This window comes from Streptomyces sp. NPDC002773, assembly GCF_040295605.1.
Lineage (GTDB): Bacteria > Actinomycetota > Actinomycetes > Streptomycetales > Streptomycetaceae > Streptomyces.
Genome location: NZ_JBEOVO010000056.1, coordinates 1 through 22,012 on the forward strand (window position 1 = coordinate 1; position 22,012 = coordinate 22,012).

The 22,012-nt window shown below is 74.0% G+C and carries 19 protein-coding genes and 1 pseudogene; 10 read left to right on the forward strand and 10 right to left on the reverse strand.

Translation table 11 applies throughout. The features are described from left to right. From ABT034_RS34105 to ABT034_RS34125, 5 genes are all read right to left on the reverse strand, one after another. On the reverse strand, window positions 1-200 hold a 200-nt coding region (locus ABT034_RS34105), incomplete at its 3' end, for a hypothetical protein (protein ID WP_351218055.1). A 103-nt stretch (window positions 201-303) separates the two neighbouring features. After that, window positions 304-1,476 (reverse strand): alpha-hydroxy-acid oxidizing protein, encoded by a 1,173-nt coding sequence (locus ABT034_RS34110; RefSeq protein WP_351220983.1) that lies wholly within the window; start codon window positions 1,474-1,476, stop codon window positions 304-306. A 147-nt stretch (window positions 1,477-1,623) separates the two neighbouring features. Next, window positions 1,624-2,727 carry a hypothetical protein gene (locus ABT034_RS34115; protein ID WP_351220984.1) on the reverse strand — a complete coding sequence of 368 codons (1,104 nt, stop codon included), beginning with the start codon at window positions 2,725-2,727 and terminating at the stop codon, window positions 1,624-1,626. A gap of 118 nt (window positions 2,728-2,845) precedes the next feature. Next, complete coding sequence (locus ABT034_RS34120) at window positions 2,846-4,921, reverse strand: pectinesterase family protein (protein WP_351220985.1); 2,076 nt, start codon at window positions 4,919-4,921, stop codon at window positions 2,846-2,848. Window positions 4,922-5,020: 99 nt separating this feature from the next. After that, window positions 5,021-5,788: an NPP1 family protein gene (locus ABT034_RS34125; RefSeq protein ID WP_351220986.1), complete on the reverse strand. Its 768-nt coding sequence runs from the start codon at window positions 5,786-5,788 to the stop codon at window positions 5,021-5,023. Between the two features lie 140 nt (window positions 5,789-5,928). On the opposite strand from ABT034_RS34125, the gene mgt reads away from it, so the two are divergent. Beyond that, complete coding sequence (gene mgt / locus ABT034_RS34130) at window positions 5,929-7,131, forward strand: macrolide-inactivating glycosyltransferase (protein ID WP_351220987.1); 1,203 nt, start codon at window positions 5,929-5,931, stop codon at window positions 7,129-7,131. Between the two features lie 81 nt (window positions 7,132-7,212). On the opposite strand, the gene secD is transcribed toward mgt, so the two are convergent. Together secD and ABT034_RS34140 are read right to left on the reverse strand one after the other, a co-directional pair. Beyond that, window positions 7,213-9,591 (reverse strand): protein translocase subunit SecD, encoded by a 2,379-nt coding sequence (secD, locus tag ABT034_RS34135; RefSeq protein WP_351220988.1) that lies wholly within the window; start codon window positions 9,589-9,591, stop codon window positions 7,213-7,215. A 146-nt stretch (window positions 9,592-9,737) separates the two neighbouring features. Next, on the reverse strand, window positions 9,738-10,151 hold the full coding sequence (locus tag ABT034_RS34140; protein ID WP_351220989.1) for a hypothetical protein: 414 nt from the start codon (window positions 10,149-10,151) through the stop codon (window positions 9,738-9,740). Between the two features lie 204 nt (window positions 10,152-10,355). On the opposite strand from ABT034_RS34140, the gene ABT034_RS34145 reads away from it, so the two are divergent. From ABT034_RS34145 to ABT034_RS34180, 8 genes are all read left to right on the forward strand, one after another. Continuing rightward, entirely contained in the window at window positions 10,356-11,018 is a 663-nt protein-coding gene (locus tag ABT034_RS34145; protein ID WP_351220990.1) for a lysophospholipid acyltransferase family protein, read from the forward strand. Between the two features lie 159 nt (window positions 11,019-11,177). Further along, entirely contained in the window at window positions 11,178-11,972 is a 795-nt protein-coding gene (locus ABT034_RS34150; protein WP_351220991.1) for a cupin domain-containing protein, read from the forward strand. Continuing rightward, window positions 11,969-13,042: a hypothetical protein gene (locus ABT034_RS34155; RefSeq protein WP_351220992.1), complete on the forward strand. Its 1,074-nt coding sequence runs from the start codon at window positions 11,969-11,971 to the stop codon at window positions 13,040-13,042. Before ABT034_RS34150 ends, ABT034_RS34155 begins: the two co-directional genes overlap by 4 nt. Further along, on the forward strand, window positions 13,039-14,175 hold the full coding sequence (locus ABT034_RS34160; RefSeq protein WP_351220993.1) for a hypothetical protein: 1,137 nt from the start codon (window positions 13,039-13,041) through the stop codon (window positions 14,173-14,175). The genes ABT034_RS34155 and ABT034_RS34160 overlap by 4 nt, the downstream gene beginning before the upstream one ends. Further along, window positions 14,172-15,101 carry a hypothetical protein gene (locus ABT034_RS34165; RefSeq protein WP_351220994.1) on the forward strand — a complete coding sequence of 310 codons (930 nt, stop codon included), beginning with the start codon at window positions 14,172-14,174 and terminating at the stop codon, window positions 15,099-15,101. The genes ABT034_RS34160 and ABT034_RS34165 overlap by 4 nt, the downstream gene beginning before the upstream one ends. 43 nt (window positions 15,102-15,144) lie before the next feature. After that, entirely contained in the window at window positions 15,145-15,705 is a 561-nt protein-coding gene (locus ABT034_RS34170) for a hypothetical protein (protein ID WP_351220995.1), read from the forward strand. Between the two features lie 60 nt (window positions 15,706-15,765). Then, window positions 15,766-17,541, forward strand: coding sequence for an asparagine synthetase B family protein (locus ABT034_RS34175; protein ID WP_351220996.1), 1,776 nt, complete (start codon window positions 15,766-15,768; stop codon window positions 17,539-17,541). Between the two features lie 70 nt (window positions 17,542-17,611). Further along, complete coding sequence (locus ABT034_RS34180; protein ID WP_351220997.1) at window positions 17,612-18,991, forward strand: aldehyde dehydrogenase family protein; 1,380 nt, start codon at window positions 17,612-17,614, stop codon at window positions 18,989-18,991. A gap of 13 nt (window positions 18,992-19,004) precedes the next feature. Here the strand turns inward: ABT034_RS34180 and ABT034_RS34185 are convergent, their stop codons facing one another. From ABT034_RS34185 to ABT034_RS34195, 3 genes are all read right to left on the reverse strand, one after another. After that, complete coding sequence (locus ABT034_RS34185; RefSeq protein WP_502973110.1) at window positions 19,005-20,054, reverse strand: enoyl-CoA hydratase/isomerase family protein; 1,050 nt, start codon at window positions 20,052-20,054, stop codon at window positions 19,005-19,007. A 154-nt stretch (window positions 20,055-20,208) separates the two neighbouring features. Then, window positions 20,209-20,892, reverse strand: a complete 684-nt coding sequence (locus ABT034_RS34190) for a GNAT family N-acetyltransferase (protein WP_351220999.1) — start codon at window positions 20,890-20,892, stop codon at window positions 20,209-20,211. 284 nt (window positions 20,893-21,176) lie between these two features. Further along, window positions 21,177-21,893, reverse strand: a complete 717-nt coding sequence (locus ABT034_RS34195) for a ribonuclease H family protein (RefSeq protein WP_351221000.1) — start codon at window positions 21,891-21,893, stop codon at window positions 21,177-21,179. Window positions 21,894-21,918: 25 nt separating this feature from the next. Here ABT034_RS34195 and ABT034_RS34200 point away from each other — a divergent pair. Next, a pseudogene (locus tag ABT034_RS34200) lies at window positions 21,919-22,012 on the forward strand (nucleoside/nucleotide kinase family protein); the annotation flags it as partial.

Below are 22,012 nucleotides of genomic sequence, written 5' to 3' on the forward strand. Positions count from 1 at the left end.
GCGTCCATCGCCTCGCCGTGCCCCGAGGACAACAGGCGCTGCACATGGTTGTTGGCGAGCTGGCCGTCGTCGGCCAGATCGTCCGCGAACTCCCGCAGCGCGTCCGCCATGTCGCGGTACGCGTCCTCGTCCACGTTGGGCCAGTTCACCCCCACCAGGTCCAGCAGAGTGTCCGCCCAGTCCGGCACCGTGACAGCCACGATTCGTATCCCCCGTTGACATCGATCGATGAGCCCGAACAGTCCTACCACGCCGTTCGGCTGACAGGTAATCCGCGCGCTCGGGGCCCTGCGGGCCCGTTCTTCAGGCCCGTACGCGGCGGAGGGCGCCGTCGACGCGGAGGTCGGCGAGGGTGGGGTAGCCGTCGACGGCCATGATCAGGTCGGCTTCGGCGAGGAGCGAGCGCAGGACGTGGACGACTCCGTCCGTACCGCCGAGGGCGAGGCCGTACGCGTACGGGCGGCCGACGCCCACCGCGGTGGCCCCGAGGGCGAGGGCCTTGACGACATCGGCTCCGGTACGGACGCCGGAGTCGAAGAGCACGGGGAGGCCCTCGGCGGCGGCGACCACCTCCGGCAGGGCGTCCAGGGCGGGCAGGCCGCCGTTGGCCTGGCGGCCGCCGTGGTTGGAGCAGTAGACGCCGTCCACACCTCCGTCCCTGGCGCGGCGGACGTCCTCGGGGTGGCAGATGCCCTTGAGGACGATCGGCAGGTCGGTGAGCGAGCGCAGCCAGGGCAGGTCGTCCCAGACCAGCGGTTTGCCGAAGACGCCCGCCCATTGCAGGACGGCGGCGCGCGGGTCCTCCTCGGGGGGCTTGGCAAGGCGGGCCCTGAAGACGGGGTCGGAGGTGTAGTTCGCGAGGGCGTGGCCGCGCAGCTGGGGGAAGTTGCTGGTGGCGAGGTCGCGGGGGCGCCAGCCGGTGATCCAGGTGTCGAGGGTGACGACGATGCCCCGGAATCCGGCCGACTCGGCCCGGTGCACGAGGCTTTCGGCGAGGTCGCGGTCGGTGGGCGTGTAGAGCTGGAAGAAGCCCGGTGTGTCGCCGCACGCGGCGGCGACCTCCTCCATCGGGTCCTCGGAGAGGGTGGAGGCGATCATCGGCACGCCGGTGCGGGCGGCGGCGCGAGCGGTCGCCAGGTCGCCGTGGCGGTCCTGGGCGCAGAGCCCGATGACCCCGACGGGGGCCATGAACAGCGGGGACGGCAGAGTCAGCCCGAACACGTCGACGGACGGGTCCCGGTGGGCGGCGCCGACCATCATGCGCGGCACGAGTCCCCAGTTCCGGAAGGCGGTGACGTTGGCCTCCTGGGTGTACTCGTCGCCCGCGCCGCCCGCCACGTACGACCAGAGCGAGGGCGGGAGCGCCGCCCTCGCTTTCGTCTCCAGTTCGGCGAAGGTCATCGGGAGCGTGGGGAGCACCCCGAAGAGCCCGTCGAAGTAGATCTCGTGCTGGTAGTCGCCGTAGTGCTGGGGCATGGGGAGGCTCGTCCCTTCCGAGTGCTGTCGGCTGCCTCGGCGGCGCGGTCCCGTCCTTCCGCCGTGGTCGCCCCCATCGTGCCCGCCACGCGTGCGCGTGACCATGCCCCGGCCGCGCTCGGCCGGCCCCGGTCCGCGAAACGGGAGTTACGAACGCGTCGCGGTCCTGCAGCCGTCGCCGCCGGTGCCGCTCCCGGCGGCGATCGCCGTACTGCGGTCGTACGGGTCGACGGTCTCGCCGTCGGTGGGGCCGGTGCCGGTTCCGTTCGTGCCGAACTCCGGTCGGAAGTAGCCGGTGTTGTTGTCGCAGCCGCCGTTGGTCATGTCGACCTTGTACGAGACGAGGGAGAAGGTGCCCTGCCTGGTGATGATCTTCGAGGGGTCGTCCCAGTTGAGGACCACCTCGCGCCGCACGATGGTGCGCACGACCTCGTCGCCGCCGCCCGCCGGTGCGACCGGGTACACGTAGGTGACGTCGGTGGTGACCTGGAGGGCGCCGCGCTCGCCCTCCCGGTAGGTGATGCGGCCCCGGGCCTTGACCACGTCGCCGACCAGGCGCGCGCGTGACGACTCGAAGCGGCTGAACAGCAGCAGCGGGTCGTTCTCCTCGCTCGGCGTGCGGAACGCGGCGGCCAGGTAGTCCTTGACGTCCCGCTGGTGCGGGTTGATCAGGGCGATGGCCTTCGTGGGGCGCCCGCCGCCGAGGACAGCCGGGTCCAGGTTGGACGCGGCGAGGAAGTCGCGGGTCTGCCGGAGGGCCTGTTCCACCTGTGCCTTGGTCATCCAGCCGGTGGCGCGGGCGGCCGGGACGGTGATCCCGGCCGTTCCGTCCGCCCAGCGCGCCGCGGGCGAGCCCTTGAACGGCTCGGCGAGCGTGGGGCGCTGGGTCGGCTCCACGGGCGGCGCCTGTGTCGGTCGCTCCGCCTCCTGGGCGAGCGGCGCCCCCGACGCGCTGTTCCCGTCGGAGGTGCCGATCATCTGCCACGGGTCGAAAACCGCCACGACGAGCAGCGCCACCGCGGCCAGCAGCCCGACTCCGTACCAGCCCTTCTTCCGCCGGGGCGGGGGCGGCGTGTACGTACGCCATCCCTCGGCCGTCCGGGGCTGGTCGCGCAGCCGGTCCGCCACGACCCGGGCTCGCGCGGACGGTTCCTTGGGGGCGTCCGCCACGCCTTCCACCGAGTCGCGCAGGAACTGCTCCCACACGTCGTCCGGTACCGACGAACCGTCCCGTTCCCCGCCCGCGTTCACACCGCTCTCCTCGCGTCACCACACCGATTCGGCCCCTCCCCTGGGGCCCCCGCATGATCGCACAGCGGCTCCCTGAGCCGTCCGCCCAGGTCAGTGCCCTGGCACGGCCGGTCGGCGGTCAACTCGTGGTCGGAGTCCAGCCGTCGAGCCAGTGCGCGGTGTCCTGGGTGGCGGCCTGGGCGGGCGTCAGGTGGGGTCGGTCCGGGTGGGACGGGCCGGAGCCGGGGCCGGTGTTGCGGTACTCGGCGAAGCGGTCGGCCTTCCAGGAGAAGCCGCCCATGTCCGTCCAGGGCGCGGTCCTGACGGCGCCGCTGAGGACGCTGTCGCGGACGGTCGTCTGCGGGGAGAGGGTGGCGTCGCCGCCCGCGTGCCAGGGGCGCCCGAGGAAGAAGCTGCCCCCGGTGACGTCGCCGTTCACGGTGGAGCGCGTGATGAGGAAGCCCTTGCGGCCCGCGGGGGTGCTCGGCGCCGTCACGTATCCGGCGGACGTGCCGTCCCAGCGCTTCTTCAGGGTGAGGACGGACCTGTCGATGACCGCGGTGGCTCGGCCGAAGACGAAGTCGACGTTGCCGATCACGTAGGAGTTGGTCATGTACACCCGGCCGGTCCTGTCCTTGGCGGCGGTGTCGAGGAGGAGGGTGTCCTGGTCTCCGCTGACGATGACGCCGTCGAGGACGATCCGGTCGGCGGCGGTGCGCAGGGCGACGGCCTGGTGCCCGTTCAGGTTCCGGTTCGCGGCCTCGTCGAAGTCGTTGGAGACGGTGAGGTTGCGCGCCCGGAAGTCGTCGGCCTCGACCGCGACGGTGGCGCTGCCGCCCGTCCCGTACGTCCCTGAGCCGTCCGGCCTGGTCATGCCGGAGGCATGGCCCTCGACGATGACGGTGTCCTTGCGGCTGCTGCCGGTGCCCTCGAGGGTGATGTGGGGCTTGTTCGACGGGACCTTGACCGTCTCGCGGTAGACGCCGGGCGCGACCCGGATCACCACGGGGGCGGTGTTGCCCGCAGGTACGGCGTCGACGGCCTTCTGGACGCTGGTGAACCTGCCGCTGCCGTCCTTCGCCACGGTCAGGGTGGTGGCGGCGGGAGCGACAGCGGGTGCGACCGCGGCCGGGCTCGTGCCGAGGGAGGAGCGCGGGCCGGCGCCGGACTTCACCAGGGCGGGCACCGCGGCCGTCGGGTCGAGGGTGTACGGGTAGTACGTCCTCGGGTCGAAGGCCGTTCCGCCGCTCTCGTTGCGGCCGGTGGTGCCGGAGAAGACGTTGCCGCGCTGGACGAGGGCGGCGGTGGCGTCCTTGATGACCGGGTTGTTCACACCTTGGAAGTAGCTGTTCTCGAGGACCATGCGGGTCCTGCCGCGGGCGTAGTTGCCGTAGGACGACGTGATGTCCGTGCCCGGGTCGTCCTGGAGCAGGTTGTTGTAGAGGTGCGCGTGGGCGGCGTTGTCGGTGGACGGGTTGCGCTGCTCGGTCTCGCGGAACCAGTTGTGGTGGAGGGTCAGGTCGGCGGTGACGTTCTCCGTCCAGCCGATGCCGAAGGTCTTGTTGTTGGTGCCGAGACGGTTCCAGGACACCGTGACGTACGTCGTGTCCTTGCGGCTGTCGATGAGGCCGTCGGCCATGTGCCGCAGGTCGTTGTGGTCGATCCACACGTGGTGCGCGCCGTCCATCTGCACGGCGTCGAAGTCGTGTTCCTTATCGTTCCACACACCCTGGTACGTGTCCCGGATCGTCAGGTTCCGGATAATCACGTTGTGGACGCCCGGGCCGAGGAAGAAGCCGCCTCCGACGATGTGGCCCGAGGTGCCCGAGCCGATGATGGTCTTGTCGGAGGCGACCTTGATCTCCTTGCCCGTGGGGTTCACGGTGATCGTCCCGGCCACGACGATGACGTACGGCTCCGGGGCGGTCGCGTACTTCTCGAGGTCGGCGAGGCTCCGGACGGTGACCGTCCTCCCGTCGCGCCCGCCGTACGTCCCCTTCTGCCCGAGCGCGTCGACCGAGGCGAAGCCGTCGGCGACGTCACGCGCCCACGCGGGGGCGGCCGCCGCCTTCGCCTCGGGCCGGGTGTCCGCGCCGAACACGCCGAAGGCCGTGCCGTACGCCAGGACCCCTGCCACGACGACCGCCGCCGGGACACCGATCACCAGAGCCCCTCCGCGCCTGCGGTGTCTCGCCCTGCCTCGGGTCTCGGTCATGTCGTGCGTCCTTCCGTCCGTGGGGGTGCCCGCCGGGAAAGGGCGGACGGAAGGTGGTCGCCGCAGGGGCGGAAAACGTTGCCGCCCTAGGGGATTTGGTCAGGCGTACGGGTCGAAGGGGATGCCGGCGGGCTTGGCCTTGGCCAGGTGGGCGGCGAAGTTGCCGTCCTTCAGGCCGAACACCGCGCTGCCGAAGTCGGCCGCGCTGAGCTTCTCGCGCAGGCCGGCCGGGTAGCCGTTCCAGCCGACCAGGCTCGGGAACTGCCAGGTGTGCTGGTGGTTCTCGGGCGGTTCGTCGTTGGTGTTCGCCGGGCGGAAGCAGTGCGTGCCGATGCCGTCCTTGTGGTAGACGACCTTGGGGTGGGTGCCGTCCCAGCGGATCCGGTCCCGGCCGTGGATGTCGAAGTTGCCGTGGGCGGACGTGGAGACGTACTGCGCCTGGTTGTTCTGCACCCATACGACGACGTGCTCCCAGTCGTGCCGGTGCCCCCCGAGGCTGCTGCCGGCCACGGCCTGGTCCTTCTCGAAGTACAGGCCGTAGAGGATGGCGCACCAGCCGTTGTTGCACTTCGCGCGGGCGTATCCGTTGGTCTGGGTGAGGTCCCAGGAGTCCCGGCACTGGCCGTTGACGGCGCCGGACGGGTTGAGTCCGCCGTTGACGGTGCCGTCGGGCCCGATCGCGGGGGTGGGGTAGCAGCCGTCGGTGTCGTAGTCGTAGGCCGGCTGGAAGGTCTGCTCGAGACCGTCGGCGTTCGCGGGCAGCGCGGGGGGCGGGGCGGCGAGGGCGCTGCCGGGCAGGGCGATGATCAACGTGAGGGCGCCGGCGAGGGCGAGGGCGCCCCTGGCGGCGTACGCCTGTGTCTTCACTGTCTCCCCTGGGTCGGGCGGCATGGTGCGGGAGGCGTCATATTGGCATGCACAGCTCATGGATAGAGGAACCGTGCGTGAACTCGACGCGTCGGATCAACGAGTAGACGATACGTATCGTCTCGCATACAGTGGTCGGCATGACCACCACCGCGTCCCCCGCGCACATCGCCATGTTCTCCATCGCCGCCCACGGCCACGTGAACCCCAGCCTCGAGGTCATCCGTGAACTCGTCGCCCGAGGCCACCGCGTCAGCTACGCCATCCCCGCGTCCTTCGCGGAGAAGGTCGCGGAGACCGGGGCCACGCCCGTCGTCTACACCTCGACGCTCCCGACCGACGACGACCCCGACGCGTGGGGCACGGAACTCATCGACAACCTCGAACCGTTCCTGAGCGACGCCGTCCAGGCGCTGCCCCAGCTCGCCGAGGCCTTCGAAGCGGACCGGCCGGACCTCGTGCTCCACGACATCACCGCCTATCCGGCCCGCGTCCTCGCCCACACCTGGGGCGTCCCGGCCGTCTCGCTGTGGCCGAACCTCGTGCCCTGGGAGGGGTACGAGGAGGAGGTCGCCGCGCCGATGACCGCCGAGCTCAAGGCCTCGCCGCGCGGCAAGGCGTACTACGCCCGGTTCGAGGCCTGGCTCGCGGAGCACGGCCTCGACACCGACTCCGAGAGGTTCGTCGCCCGCCCGCGCCGGGCGCTCGTGCTCATCCCGAAGGCCCTCCAGCCGCACGCCGAGCGGGTCGACGAGTCCGTCTACACCTTCGTCGGCGCCTGCCAGGGCGAGCGCGCCGCACAGGGCGAGTGGCAGCGGCCGGCGGACGCCGAGAAGGTCGTCCTGGTCTCGCTCGGCTCCTCCTTCACCAAGCAGCCCGGCTTCTACCGGGACTGCGTCGAGGCGTTCGCCGGGCTCCCGGGCTGGCACGTCGTCCTGCAGATCGGGAAGTTCGTCGACCCGGCCGAGCTCGGTGACGTCCCGTCCAACGTCGAAGTGCACTCCTGGGTCCCCCAGTTGGCGATTCTGCGACAGGCCGACGCGTTCGTCACCCACGCGGGCGCCGGTGGCAGCCAGGAGGGCCTGGCCACGGCCACCCCCATGGTGGCCGTCCCGCAGGCCGTCGACCAGTTCGGGAACGCCGACATGCTCCAGTCCCTGGGCGTGGCACGGTACCTGCCGATGGAGGAGGTCACCCCGGAGCGCCTGCGGAAGGACATGCTCGCCCTGCTCGACGACCCCGAAGTGGCGCGCCGCGCACGGGAGATCCAGGAGTCGATGGCCCGCGAGGGCGGCACGCGCCGGGCCGCCGACCTGATCGAGGCCGAACTCCGGGGAGCGTGACCGGGACGGCGGCCCGCCGTGCGGCGCACGGACGACGGGCCGCCGTGCGGCGTTCGGACGACGGGCCGCCGTGTCGCGAGGTCAGACCACGGCGCCCGAGCGGTCCACCCGGTTGTCGGCGCCGGCGCGCCGCCGTGGCCCGGCTGCGCCTCCGGGGCCGCCCCCGGAGACGGGGGCCTGGGCCGGGCTACGGGTCTCCAGGGCCACGGCCAGGGGCATCGCGGTGAACACGGTGGACGCCATGCCCAGGACCACCCCGGCGAGGAGCGCGACGGAGAAGTCGGTGAGCGAGTCGCCGCCCAGGACCGCGAGCGCCACGAGGACGAAGAGCGCCCCCATACCGGTGTTGACCGTGCGGGGCAGGGTCTGGGCGACGGCCCGGTCCGCGAGGTCCGGGAGCGGGACTCCCCCGCCGCGCCGCCTGAGTTCCCGCAGCCGGTCGAGGACGACCACGGAGTCGTTGACCGAGTAGCCGACGACGGTCAGGAGCGCGGCCAGGAAGACGCTGTCCACCGGCTTGCCCAGCCAGGCGAACAGGCCGACCACGAGCAGGACGTCCTGCGTCATCGCCGCCACCGCGGCCGTCGCGTACGTCCAGCGGAACCGTACCGTCAGATACAGCAGCTGGGCCGCCACCGCGAGGCCGAGCGCGAGCAGCGCGTGGGTGCGCAGCTCCCCTCCCAGGCTCGGTCCGATCAGGTCGTCGCGCTCCACCTCCACCGGGCCGGCGACCCGGGTGAGCGCGTCCCGGATCTCGCTCTGCTCGCCGTCGCCGGTCTCCCGTACGCGTACCGACACATCGCCGCCGTCGGACGCGTCGCCTTCACCACCGCCGGTCGCCTGGACGACGGCGTCGGGGAAGCCCGCCGCCGCGATCGCCGCGCGGGCCGCGTCGGCGTCGACGGGTCGTTCGGCGGTGTACTGGACGACCCGGCCGCCGGTGAACTCGACGCCGAACTCCAGTCCCCGGACGCCGATTCCGGCGAGCGCCACCATCAGGAGCCCGGCGCAGGACATCAGCCAGCGGCGCCGGTGGACCATCAGGCGCGGGACACGCCGGGTCAGCCGGGTCCGCAGCCGGCCGAGGCCCGCCATGCCGGTGACCGCGGGCCGTCGGCGCACCACGGGCAGGCGGAGCGTCAGGTCGGCGAGGAGCCGGGTGATCACCATCGCGGTGAGGAGGGAGGTCACGACGCCGATCGCGAGGGTCACGCCGAAGCCCTTGACCGGGCCCGTGGCGAAGACGAACAGCAGGCCGGCCGCGAGCAGGGTGGTGACGTGGGAGTCCGCGACCGCGCTCCACACCTTGCCGAACGCCGTCGCCAGCGGGCGCCGTGGGTCGCGGGCGGTGGACCGGCCGAGGGCCGCGTACTCCTCCCTCGCCCGTTCGAAGACGAGGACGTTCGCGTCGACGGCGATGCCGATGGCCAGGACGAACCCGGCGAGTCCGGGCAGCGTGAGCGTGGCGCCCAGGGCGACCACGGCGGCGTACGAGATCAGCCCGTACAGGAGGAGGGCGGCCGTCGCGAGGATCCCGAGGAGCCGGTAGACCAGCATGACGAAGACGCCGGTGCAGGCGAGGCCGATGACCGCGGCCAGGGCGCTCGCCCGGATCGCCTCCGCGCCGAGGGTCGGTCCCACGGTACTCTGCTCGACCGTCGTCACCGGGACCGGCAGCGCGCCGCCCTCCACGAGCGCCGCGAGATCGCGCGCCTCCCGCGCGGAGAACCCGCCGGTGATCTGCGCGGACCCGCCGCCGATGCCCGCGCCGCACGGCACGCCGGCCTGCATGCCGGGAGCGGAGACGACGCGGCCGTCGAGCACGATCGCGACCCTGCGCGCCGGGTCCGCGGGCGCCGCGCAGGCCGCGTCGCCGGTCAGCCGGGCCCAGCCGGCGGCGGCGCCGGCGCGGAAGGACAGGTCGACCGTCCAGCCCCGGCCGTTGGAGGTGTCGAGGACGGCGTCGGCGCTCTCGACGCCGTCGCCGGTGAGCGCGGGCGCGGCCAGGGCGAGGAAGCGGCCGGGCGCGTCGGGGTCGGCGAGGACGCGGGCACCGTTCTGCTCGGCGGAACCGGCGGAACCGGCAGGACCGGCGGGAGCCTGTGCCGTTCCGGTGACGGCGTGGAAGGTGAGCTGCGCCGTACGGCCGATGACCTCGGCCGCCTGGCGTGGGTCGCTCAGTCCCGGGAGTTCGACGACGATGCGCCGTTCTCCGGAGCGGGCGAGGGAGGGTTCCGCGACACCGAGTCCGTCGACGCGCTTGCGCAGGACCTCGAGGGCGCGGTCGGTGGCGGCGGCGTCGGCACGTACGGCGGGTCCGTCCTCGGTCTGGAGGACGATGCGGGTCCCGCCGCGGAGGTCGAGTCCGAGACGGGGCGGGGTGGTCAGGGTGATCCAGAGGGAGAGCGCGACGACGGCGAGCGCGAGCAGCGCGCGCCAGAACGCGGATCGAGAGGACATGGGTGCTCCACAGGCAGCGCACGGCGACGGCGTGCGTCCACGCGGAGGGCGGGGACGCGCGTCGGCCGTGCCGGACGTACGGTCGGATACGCGTCGGGACCGGTCCGAGGGCATGCCGAGGACCCGGACGGCGACGCGGGAGAACGTCAGCTGTGCCGGGTGGAAGGAGGACCGCGCGGGGCGCGGGGGCCGTGGTCGGTGCCGGGCGGCGCACGCTCCCGGCGGGGGTCGCCCACGAGCACGCCACGCGCGGGGACGTGCGGTTCGGGGGGAACGGTGCCGAGGGCCGCGGGAGTTCCCGGGATCCGTACGGGGTTCTCGACGGCGGCCGGGAGTCGTACGACGGCGGTGGGCGCGAAGTGCGGCTCGGGCGAGGAGGCACGCGGCGGGCCGTGGTGGGGGGCGGAGGCGGCCGGGGCGGAGGCCGGGTGGGGCATGGGGCCCAGGGTCTGCGCCGCCGGTGCCGGGAGTACGAGGAGGGACCACACCGCGCAGAGGATCGCGGGCAGGAGCGTCGCGAGTCGTCGGAGGGGTGTGGGGCGTCGCGCGGGAGGTGCCACCGTGTCGCGCCCCTCCCCTGGTGCTCTTCGGCCTGTCGGCTCGTCGCCCCCAGCGTAGACCGGACGGGAAGGTCCGGGGCCACCGGGGCCCGCGCGGCCCGTGGTTGGGTACGGCAGCTGAGTACGCGTGCTCATGCGGGTGAAGGCCGCGGACCGCACGATGAGGGGGTCAAAGCTTCGTCCTCGGACCCAGGGGGCCCGCCCGTGCTCAGCCGTCTCGCCGCCCATGTCGTGCCGTTCTTCGGTCGACTGACCGTCACCACCGACCCGGAGGCCCGGATCGAACCCGGCAGCATCCTCGTCGTGAACCACACGTCGACGGCCGACCCGGCGCTCGTCCTCGCCGCGCTCCGCAAGCGGCTGGCCGTCGAGCCCGTCCTGCTCGCCACCTCCGGGCTCTGGCGGGTCCCGCTGCTCGGCCGGGTCCTGACCCGCGAGGGCCATGTGCCCGTCCACCGGAACTCGGCGCGCGCCGCCGCCGCCCTCGACCACGCCGCCGTCGCGCTCGCCTCGGGACGGCACGTCATGCTGTACGCGGAGGGCCGCATCCCGCCGCGCCCCGACTCCGCCGAGAACCCGCCGGAGCCCTTCCGTACCGGGCTCGCCCGGCTGGCCGGGGTCACCGGGGCACCGGTCGTGCCGATCGGCCAGGCCGGAGCCCGCCGGATCACCTCCGGTGGGCGTGTGAAGCAGATCGCGGGTGTGCTCACGGCGCCCGTCCGCAGGCCCGGCCTGCACGTCCACATCGGGACACCGCTCCGGCTGCCCGCCGACGTGGCCGCGGCGACGACGCTGGCCCACGGGGCGGTCACGGAGGCGTGGCGGACGGCCGCCGGGGCGCTGAGGGAGCCGGCGGCCCGCAGATGACCGGTCTCGCCTCCGGGCCGCCGCCCCGTCCGGAGACGACGTGCGTTCACCCCCGGGCCGCGCGGGAGTCGTGCCGAGGTCTCCCGCTGTTCCCGAACGGCGTTCTACCATGCGGTGGTTGTGCGTGAGTACGCCCAACGGGCGTCAGGGGGAGGCGCGATGGCGGAGCGATCCGTACGAGCGAAGGACCGGATACCGGATGACCTTCCGAGCGGGGTGCCGGGGGACCTGCCCGGCGGAGTCGAGCTGTACCACCTGAGGCCCGACGGCAGCATCCTGCTCGCCGACCGGGAGGGGCGCCGGGAGCTCGGCCCCGAGCGGGAGTTCCTGCCGTTCATCGACGACGGGCAGTTCGCCCACTACCTGGTGGGCGACGCGGCCACCTCGCCCGAGCGGCCGTCCAACGCCACCGTGAAACTCGGGGTCGTGGGCCCGCGCAGCGCCTTCACCCCGCACGCGCACGGCGGCGAGCACTTCGTCCTCAGCCTCGGCCATGCCGCCTGCGGGCTGTACGACGCGGCCCGGGCGCGTGTCGTCGACGTCCCGCTCGTACCGGGCATGCTGATCCGGATCCCGGAGATGATGCCGCACTCGTTCGCCAACCGCGCCGACGTGCCGTTGACCATCCTCGCCGCGAACACCGGTTACGGGATCGACCACGAGGACTACGCGATCACCGCGGCCGAGGCCGAGCGGCGGGCCGAGGTATCCGTCGCCGGGCCGGGCGGCCGCACCGCCCCGGCCGCGGGTCCGCGCACGGCCCCGGCCGCAGGTGCGCTCACCGCCCCCAGGGCCCTGGCCGCCGGAGCCCTCATCGATCACGGGGCCCTGGCCGCCGCGCTCCGCGACATCGAGCGCGCCCAGCGGGTCCACGGCATCGCCGCCACGACGGTCCGGGAACGGCTGGCCGCCCGGCTGCGCCGGATGGCCACCGCGCTGGAGGTGCCCCGGTGATCTGCCCCCACTGCGAACACGACCTGCTCCGCAGGGAACGCACCGGCAACCGCTGCTCCCGCTGCTCCAAGCAGTACGCGCTGGACCCCAAGACCAACCCGCTCCGTCTCAACGACCTCCGGGTACGCCGGATCACCGCCGCCCTCACCGACGAGGGCCGGATCGGCATCGTCCCGGACCAACTCTGGTACGCCCTCTCCCGCAAGCGCATCAAGGACAGCACGTTCGCGCAGGGCTGCCTGGGCATGGCGGCCGTCGTCGGCGGCGTGGCCGTCGTCGCGGCGGTCGTCAGCGAGATCCCGCATCCACTGATCGTCACCGGCGCCATGCTGATCGCCGCCCTGGTCATCGGCGCGGCCCGGTCCGCGGGCGCGGGCAAGGGCATCCCGCCCGTCTCCCGCGAGGCCTTCCCCGGACAGGTGCTGGCCGAGTGGCGGAAGGTGTACGGGGCGCTGCCGCCCGGTGTGCTCGATGCCAAGGCGCCCAAGGGCGGTAGGGCCGCCAGCGGTACGGCCACCGGGACGGGCGGGGACACCACGAACGGGGTGCTGGTCTGCCCCGACCCCGCCGTCGTCGCCTTTCTCGTCGCCGCCGGCCTGCCCGCCCGGTACGGCCTCGTCCCGGCCCGGAGCCCCGAGGAGGCCCGCGCGGTACCGTCGGGCGGCCCGGTCCTCGTGCTCCACGACACCGACGCGTCCGGCGAACTCCTCGTCCGTCAGCTCCGGGACGCCCTGCTGGGCCGCACGGTCGTCGACGCCGGTCCGCCGCTGCGCTCGGTGCGGTCCCTGCCGCAGGCGGTGGCCTACCGGGATCCGGGGCGCAAGCCCGGTCCGGAGCAGATGCGGCTCCTCGCCGAGCTCGGCACGTTCACCCCGGAGGAACTGAAGTGGCTCGGGAAGGGCTGGCGGTTCCCCCTCGTCGGGCTGCCGCCGGCCAGGTTGCTCGCCGTGGTCGACCGGGTCGCGGCGCAGGTCACCCGCGGGGTCGACGCCGACCTGCGGCGCGCCGCCGACCTGGGTTTCCTGACCTGGCCGGAGGCGGCAGGTCCTGACCTGGTGGGTGGCCGGTGATCTGCCCGCACTGCGCCGCCGGTCTGACGGCCAAGGAGCGGACCGGCTTCGTCTGTTCGCGCTGCGACCGCCCCTTCGCGCTCGACCCGAGGAGCCACGGCCGGGGCATGAACGACCTCCGGATCCGAAGGATCGCCGCACACGCCACCGACGGCGGCCGCCGGAAGGTGACCGTCACCCAACTCTGGTACCTCAGCCGGACGTTCAGCGGCACCTGGGGGCCGTCGCCCGCACGCGGGGTCCGGCCCCTCGTCCGGTGGCTGGTCGCCCTGCCCCTCGCGCTCCCCCTCTTCATCCTCTCCGCCCGCGCCGACGGCGCGTGGTCGACGCTCAGCGGCGCCGCCGCCCTCGCTCTCGTCGCGGCGGCCACGCTGCGGAAACGTACGCCCGCGCGGCCGGGCGGTTCGCTGATCACTCCGTACGAATCCCGCTTCCGGGAGCTGATGGAGGACCGCTGGCGGACCACGTACGGGCAACTGCCTCCGGGTGTGGTCGACGACGGACCGCACGCCCCGGCGCTCCCGGAGTCCCCCGTGGGCCGCCCCGTCGTGGTCCTCCTCTGCACCGACCACGCGGTCGCCGTGTTCCTCCGGGCCAACGGCATCCCCGCCCGCCTGAAGGCCCTCCTCGTCGAGGCCGAACCGGCCGTCGCTCACGACGCGCTGGCGGATGTTCCCGGCGGGCTCCCGGTGGTGGTCCTGCACGACGCGAGCGCCCTGGGGGCGTTGCTCGCCCCACTGCTCCGCCTCGCCCACCCGGACCGGGTGGTGCTGGACGCCGGCCTCCCGGTCGCCGCGGTCCGGCACCGGCGGGGCGCCGTGCACCGGGTCGCTCCCCCGCGCGCCGTCGACGCCGCGGATCTCCGTTCCGTCGCAGGACTGTCCGAGGAGGACGCCGTGTGGCTGGCCGAGGGTTTCTGGAGCCCCCTCGCCGCCGTCCCCCCGGCCCGCCTGGAGTCCGTCGTCACGGAGGCGGTGGAACGGGCGACGGCCGCCGGGCCCTCCGATCTCCGGGCCGCTCACGGATTCCTGACCTGGCCGGCGGGCGAGCCGACGACACTGACCGGCGAGACGTCTGCCGGTACGTCGTCTGCCGGTACGCCGTCCCGAACGAAAGGCGCCCAGGCCGGATGAGCCAGCGACACCTCCCGCGCCCGCTCAAGGGCGAACCCGCCCGTCCGGGCCACGGCCCCGGCTCCGGAATCGCCGCCCGCGTGTCGGCAGGGGTGACCGGTCGGGCGATCGCCGTGGCCGCCGTCCGCGCCGCCGCGCCCGGCGGGCTGCGTTTCACCGAGCGCCAGCTCTACTACGAGACCTGCCGCGTCCTGAGCCCCGGCACGGCCCTCCTCAGCCGGGTCCCCGGCACCCCCGCCCCGGCCCCGCGCCTGCCCACCTTCACCCGCACCCTGGACGCGCGCGGCCGGGAGACCGTACCGGGCCTCCTCCCGCCGCCGGTCGCGCCACCCGCCCCGTACCTCCCGGGCACGGGCGAACCGTCGGAGCCGGACCTCTACGACTACGGTCTGCCCCGGCTGCTGCTCTGCCAGGACCGTTCGATCGCCGGGATGCTGCTCGCCAACCACGTCCATCTGGAAGCGGCGTGCCCGATCCTCACCGCCGCCGACGCCCTGCCGCTCGACCCGCGCCTGCTCGCCGCCCTGGAACGGGCCGGCGGCGCCACCGTGCACGTCCTGCACGACGCGAGTCCGTCCGGGGTCGCGCTCCCGGCCCGGGTCCGGGCCGGACTGGGGCCGGTTCCCGGCGTCCGGGTCGTCTCCCTGGGCCTGGTGCCCCGGCACGCGGCCTCCCTGCGCCTGCCCTCGGGGCGCGGCCCGGCGCCCGGCCCCGCCGCCCTCGCGGCCCGGCCCGCCGCCCTGCGTCCCCGGGAGGCCGACTGGCTGGCGGGCGGGCGGTTCGCCCAGGTGGCGGCCGTGCCCCCGGCCCGGCTCGTACGGACCGTGCTGCGACTGACCCGGGGGCCACGACCGCCCCGGGACTCCCTGTGGAGCGGCCTGCGCGGACTGCGCGGAACCGGCTTCATGACCTGGCCCGCCGCGTGACCCGTCCCGGCGCTCCCTCCCACAGACCCGAGGTACGCACACCATGATCCGTCCCGAAGAGATCGGCTACACGGACGAACTGCTCGCCGACGGCACCGTCCACCGCACCTACGAGGACGGCCTCGAGGAGTGGCGGCGCCGCACGCCCGCCCATCCGCACCTCGTGCGGTGGCGCGACAGCCGCGGCGCCTCCGGCACCGACGAGCTGCTCGGCGACCGCATCATCAAGCGCACCCTCGCCGACGGCACCGTCACCTACGCCCGGGACATCGGCTACGGCCGCACCCTGTGGGCGCGCGGCGAGAAGGTCCTGGTCAACCGCAGTTCGTTCGGCGGCCGGATGGGCGTCCTGCTGACCGGCCTCGGGGTGGCGACCCTCGCGGTCACCGCCGCCCAGCTGCCGCCGCTGAGCCTGTCCCCCGAGCAGGAGGAGGCGCTGCGGCAGCAGCAGGCGCAGGCGAGCCAGTCCTCCGGCGGCGGTGGTGACGGCTCCGGCGGTGAAAGCGGCGGTGACAGCGCTGACGACGGGGGCGGCGACGGGAACGACTGGGACGCGAACTGGGACGGCGAAGGGGACGCCTGGAGCGACGACGACTTCGGCTGAGCCCGGCCGCCCCAGTCCGCCACCCGAGAGCACGAGAGAGCACAAGAGAAGGAGCCGTACGTGGCACGTCTGTGCGCCTGCCTGGCCGCCACCACCGGGCAGGCCCGCGCCCATCTCGACGCGATGGGCGCCCTCGGCCCCGGTCACGTCCCGGCCGACGTCCCCGGCGCCGAGCTGTCCCTGCTCACCGGTGAGACCGGCCGCGCCGAGGGCCCGTTCACCGCGTACGGCCGTACGGCGGTCGGTGAGGTCACCTTGCACAACCGGCCGGTGCTGCTCGCCGCGCTCGCGGAGCGGGCCGCTCCGCCGCCGCCCGGCTGTTCGGACAGTGAACTGCTCCTTCGCTGCTGGGCGTTGCTCGGCGAGGCGGGGGTGGCGCTGGCCGAGGGGATGTTCGTGCTCGCCGTGCTCGACGGCCGGGACCTGGTCCTGATCCGCGATCACGTCGGCGCCCGCACCCTCTTCTACGCGTGGGCCGGCGGCGCCTGGGCAGCCTCCACCTCCTTGCGCGCGCTGCGCCGCTGGCCCGCGCTCGGCACCTCGATGGACCTGTCCGCGGTCCGTTCCTTCCTCACCTTCGCCTATCTGCCCGGGGAGGAGACCCTGCTGACCGGCGTACGGGAGCTACTTCCCGGGCGGGTGCTGCGGCTGCGCGGGGACGGGACGACCACCGAGACCGTCCACTGGGAGCCCCGGGAGCGGTTCGAGCAGCCGCCGCCGCAGGACCCGACCGGCCATGTCCTGGAGCTGCGCGGTCTGTTGGAGCGGGCGACGGCGAGCCGGCTGCCCGCCGCCGAGCCTGCCGCCGTGCTTCTCTCCGGCGGGATCGACAGCTCCCTGGTCACGGCCCTGGCGGCGAAGCTCCACGGTCACCCGGTGCACACCTACTCCATCAGTTTCGGCGACGACCTGCCGAACGAGCTGGGGTACTCCGGTCTGGTGGCCGCGCACTGCCACACCCGCCACCGGGTCCTGAACGTATCGGGCAAAACCGTGGCCGCCCGGCTGGCCGAGGCGGCCGCGCTGCTCGACAGCCCCGTCGGCGATCCGCTGACCGTGCCGAACCTGCTGCTCGCCGAGGCCGTGGCCGCCGACGGCGCCTCCGTCGTCCTCAACGGCGAGGGCGGTGACCCCGTCTTCGGCGGGCCGAAGAACCTTCCCATGCTGGTCCAGGAGATGCACCGGACGCCGGGCGCTCCCTGGGACGAGGACCGGGCGACGGCGTACCTCCGCTCGTACCGCAAGTGCTGGACGGACCTTCCGGACCTCCTCACGGCCCCGGCGCTCGACGCCCTGCGGGACGCCCCGCCCCTGGAGCGGCACGTGGCGCCGTACCTGACGGCGGACGGAGGCGGCCCGTACCGGATGGGGCACCTCCTCAACCAGCTGCTCCACTGCAACCTGCGGACCAAGGGCGCCCACCACATCCTCACGAAGGTGGAACGGCTGACCTCCTCGCAGGGGGTGGAGGGGCGCTCGCCGCTCTTCGACCGGTCGGTCGTCGACCACGCCTTCGCGACCCCGCCCTCCTTCAAGCTCCGTGGTACGGCGGAGAAGTGGATCCTCAAGGAGGCCGTACGGGACCTGCTCCCGGACACGGTGGTCGACCGGCCCAAGAGCGGGATGCGGGTGCCGGTGCAGGAGTGGCTGACGGGACCGCTCCGCGACCTCGGCCAGGACCTCCTCCTCGGGCCCACGTCCCGGCGGCGCGGGCTGTTCCGGCCGGAGACCGTCCGGGCCTGGCTGCGGGGCGAGGGAGCCCTGCTGCCCCGGCAGGGCGGCAAGTTGTGGCTGGCGCTCACGCTGGAGCTCTGGCTGCGGTCGTACGACGTGTGAACCCGGACCGCCCCGACGAACCGGGCCGCCCCTGCGAACCCCGGACCGCCCCGAACCGCGAAAGGCCCTCATGAGCTCCAGCTTCACGTCTCCCCCCGTCGAGCTCACCGACCCCCGTACGGGGGCCCCGCGCGGTACAGCGGACCGGTCCCGGCTGCCCGAGGTCCGCGCCGCCGTGTCCGCCGCACGCGCCGCGCTCCCCGGTTGGAGCGCGCTGACTCCGAAGGAGCGCGGGCGGCGGCTGGACCGGCTCGCGGGCCTGGTCGAGGAGCACGCGGCGGAGTACGCGGCCCGTGAGCGGGCCGGGACGGGGAAGCCCGGGGCGGAGGCGGCGGGCGAGATCGAGCAGGTCGCGGACCTGTTCCGGTTCTTCGCGACGGCCGCCAGGGCCCGTACCGCACCGGCCGGTGGCCGCCTGGTGGCGGGCCACGAGAGCTGGGTGCGCTGGGAGCCGGTCGGTGTGGTGGGGGCGGTGGTGCCCTGGAACTACCCGCTGCTCATGGCGGCCTGGCGCTGCGCGCCGGCCCTGGCGGCCGGGAACACGGTGGTGGCGAAGCCGGCCGAGACGACCCCCGACAGCCTCCGGCTGCTCGCCGAACACGCCGGGTCGGCGCTCGGCGCGGATGTGCTCCGGTGCGTCACGGGCGACCGGGAGACGGGGCGGCTGCTCGTGGAATCCGCGGTGGACATGGTGGCGTTCACCGGCAGCGGGCGGGCCGGCGCGGACGTGGCGGTACGCGCGGGGACCCGGCGGGTCAGTCTGGAGCTGGGCGGCAACGCCCCGGCGATCGTCCTGCCCGACGCGCCCGCCGACACCTGGGCGTCCCTCGCGGAGGCCGTCACGTACAACGCGGGGCAGAGCTGTGCCGCGCCCGCGCGGGTCATCACCCTGCCGGAGAACTACGAGGCCGCCGTCGAGGGGCTCGCGGCGGCCCTGGGCTCCCGGGTGGCCGGGCGTGACTTCGGGCCGCTGAACAACCCGGACCAGGCCGAGCGGTACGACCGTCTGGTCGCCTCATCGGGAGCCAAGCGGAACCTCGTGTCGGGCATCGCCCCGGCGCCGGGCGAGGAGGCGGGGCTCTGGCGGCCGGCCCGCCTGCTCGCGGACGTCCCGGACGACGACCCGGCCGTCACCGAGGAGGTGTTCGGCCCGCTGCTCACCGTGCAGCGGGCCGAAGGGACGGCGGCCGCCCTCGCCCTGGCGAACAGCGTCCCGCAGGCACTGGCGGCGAGCGTCTGGACCACCGACCTGGCGACCGGCCTGGAGCTGGCCGCCGCCCTGGACGCGGGCGAGGCCTGGCTCAACTGCCATCTCGTCCAGACCGCGGAGCTCCCGCACGGCGGCCGCGGCGCCTCCGGTCACGGCACCGATCTGAGCACCCTGGCCCTCCAGGAGTACCAGCGGCCGAAGACGGTCACGGTCCGGCTGGGGCCCGGGGCCGGGCGGTAGGGGGCGAGCGTGCTCAGCCGCCGCCAAGGCCGAGGTCGCCGCCGGGCGGTGGGGTGAAGAAGCGGGCGACGGCCTCGTCCGTGACCTCGGGGAGCGTCGGCGGGGTCCAGCGGGGGTTGCGGTCCTTGTCCACGACCTGGGCGCGGATGCCCTCGGCGAGGTCGGGGGTGGTGAGGGCCGCACAGGACACTCGGAACTCCAGGTCCAGGACCTCCTCCAGGGTGGCGAGGGCGCGGGAGCGGCGAAGGGTGGCCAGGGTCGCCTTGAGGGCGGTCGGTGACTTCGTGAGGAGGGTGGTGGCCGCCTCCTTGGCGGCGGGCACGCCGGTGTCGAAGAGGTGCTCGACGACTGTCTCGACGGTCTCGGCCCGGTAGCAGGCGTCGATCCACTCCCGCTGTTCGGCGAGGACGCCGGGCGGCGCGGTGGCGGTGTGGCGGGCGACGGCCTCCGCGGCGGGCAGCAGGGTCAGGTCGCGGGCCAGGGCGGGCAGTTCGGCGGAGGGGACGAAGTGGTCGGCGAGGCCGGTGAGGATCGCGTCGGCGGCGCCGACGTGGCCGCCGGTGAGGGCGAGGTGGGTGCCGAGTTCGCCGGGGGCGCGGCCGAGGAGGTGGGTGCCGCCGACGTCGGGGACGAATCCGATGCCGGTCTCGGGCATGGCGACCCGGGAACGTTCGGTGACGACGCGGACGGAGCCGTGCGCGGAGACACCGACGCCGCCGCCCATGACGATGCCGTCCATGAGGGCGACGTACGGCTTCGGGTAGCGGGCGATCCGGGCGTTGAGGCGGTACTCGTCGCGCCAGAAGGCCTCGGACGCGGAGCCGCCGGCGCGCGCGCCGTCGAGGATGGCGCGTATGTCGCCGCCGGCGCAGAGGCCGCGCTCACCGGCGCCTTCGATGACGACGGTGGTGACGGCCGGGTCGTGCTCCCAGGCGGTCAGGGCCGCGTCGACGGCGAGGACCATGGCGTGGGTGAGGGCGTTGATGGCACGGGGGCGGTTCAGGGTGATGAATCCGGCCCGGCCCTCCGTCCGCAGGAGTACGTCGGCGGTTCCGGTCGGCACGATCACTCGGTCCCTTCGGGTGGCGCGGCTCACTGTCGCGATCACCGTACCGGGAGGGCCTGGACGTGCACGAGGGGATTCCGACCGCCACCGCGTGGGGGACCACCGCTCCGGCGGGGGCGCGAAGCGCCCGCCGGAGCGGTGGCGGAGGGGCTCAGGCCGGGAGCAGGTCCTGCGGGACGCGCACCTGGCGGGGGGTCGACAGGCGGAGTTCGACGATGTCGCGGACGGTCGGCCATTCCTCGTCGAGGATCGAGTAGAAGGCCGTGTCTCGGACGGCTCCGTCGAGGCCCCGTGAGTGGGCGCGACGGACGCCTTCGCAACTCGCTCCGAGGCGCTCGATGGCGATTCTGGAGCGGGTGTTGCGGGCGTCGGCGCGCATCGTGATGCGGCGGACGCCCCAGGTTTCGAAGGCGTGCCGGAGCATGAGGTACTTCGCCTCGGTGTTGATACCCGTGCCGCGGGCGTCGCGGGCGATCCAGGTGTTGCCGATCTCGGCGGCGTCCGGCACGGCGGTCAGCGGATCTCCGTGGGGCATGCCGGGGACGGGCGGCCAGGTCAGCGGCCCCCGCCAGTAGTCGAGTTCGAGGAACCGGGTCGAGCCGATGACTCGCTCGTCGGCCGTACTGACCAGGGCGAAGGGCAGGGAGCGTCCTGCCGCCTGATCTGTCAGGGCACGGGCGATGTAGTCGAGGGCCGATTCGAAGCCGTCGGGTACGGGGGTGAAGGCGTAGGCCGATCGGTCCGCCCCGCCGGCCCGCGCGAGGGCTTCGGCGTGCCGCATCGCCAGCGGCTCCAGGCGCACGGAGCGCCCGGTCAGGAGAACAGGTACTGGCACGGATCCTCGGGTCTTTCACGGGCAGGGAAAGCTTCCGCCGAGGGGTGACCGCGGCAGCAGCAAGGGGGAGGTTCTCGCCGGTGCCGACCATGTCGTGAGAGCGACAAAAGAGCAGGTAAAACGGTTCGTCACCGGTGCGAGGAGGACAGTATGCAGCCACAAGCGCTCGGAGAACAGAACCCTCGGCGAACCCGGATACACGCGTGGGTGAAGGCTCACGCGCGCCCGGGTCGGCCGGTCTCAAGCAACGGACGGAGCCGCCCGCCAGTCGGACGGCGGACGGGTCATACGCAGGCGGGATGGCCCCAGCCGTCGGGGTTCTTGGCGATGGTCTCGCCCTTGTCGTAGGCCTTGCCGCAGCGGCAGCGGCCGGCGAATCTCGCCTTGAGCGTGCCGCCGGCCGGGCGTGTCCGACGCGCGGTCGCGCCACCGGCGGGACCGGTGGAGGAACGGCCGGCGGAGCCGGACGGCGCTGAGGAGCGCGCGCGGGGCGCGGAGGCGCGCGTCGGGGCTTCCGGCGGGGGCAGCGGGGCGCCGGCGGCGGACCCCGTGGGCTCCTGCGTACGGGCGCTGTGGCTGGCCGCGCGGTCGGCCGCGTCGTTGAGGGGGTCGCCGTCGACCTGGTGCGCGGGTACGTAGACGAAGTCGACGTCCCGGCCGGTGAGGAGCGCGTCGATGCGGACGACGAGTTCCTTGTTGGCGACGGGGCTGCCGGAGGAGGTCTTCCAGCCCTTGCGGCGCCAGCCGGGCAGCCAGGTCGTGACGGCCTTCATGGCGTACTGGGAGTCCATGCGGACCTCGGCCGGTACGGCGGGGTCCAGTGCTTCGAGGAGCCGTTCCAGGGCCGTGAGTTCGGCCACGTTGTTCGTCGCCCGGCCGAGCGGGCCCGCCTCCCAGCGGTCGATCGCTCCGTCGGCCCTGCCGATGACCCATGCCCAGGCCGCGGGGCCGGGGTTTCCCTTCGACGCGCCGTCGCACGCCGCGATGATCTTTTCCACCATCCCACGATCCTGACACGGCCGCGGCGTCGACCCGGGGGTCCCGCTCGTCATCACCGAGGGCAACTACCTCCTGCACGACGAAGGGGCCTGGGCCGGGGTCCTGCCCCTCCTCGACGAGG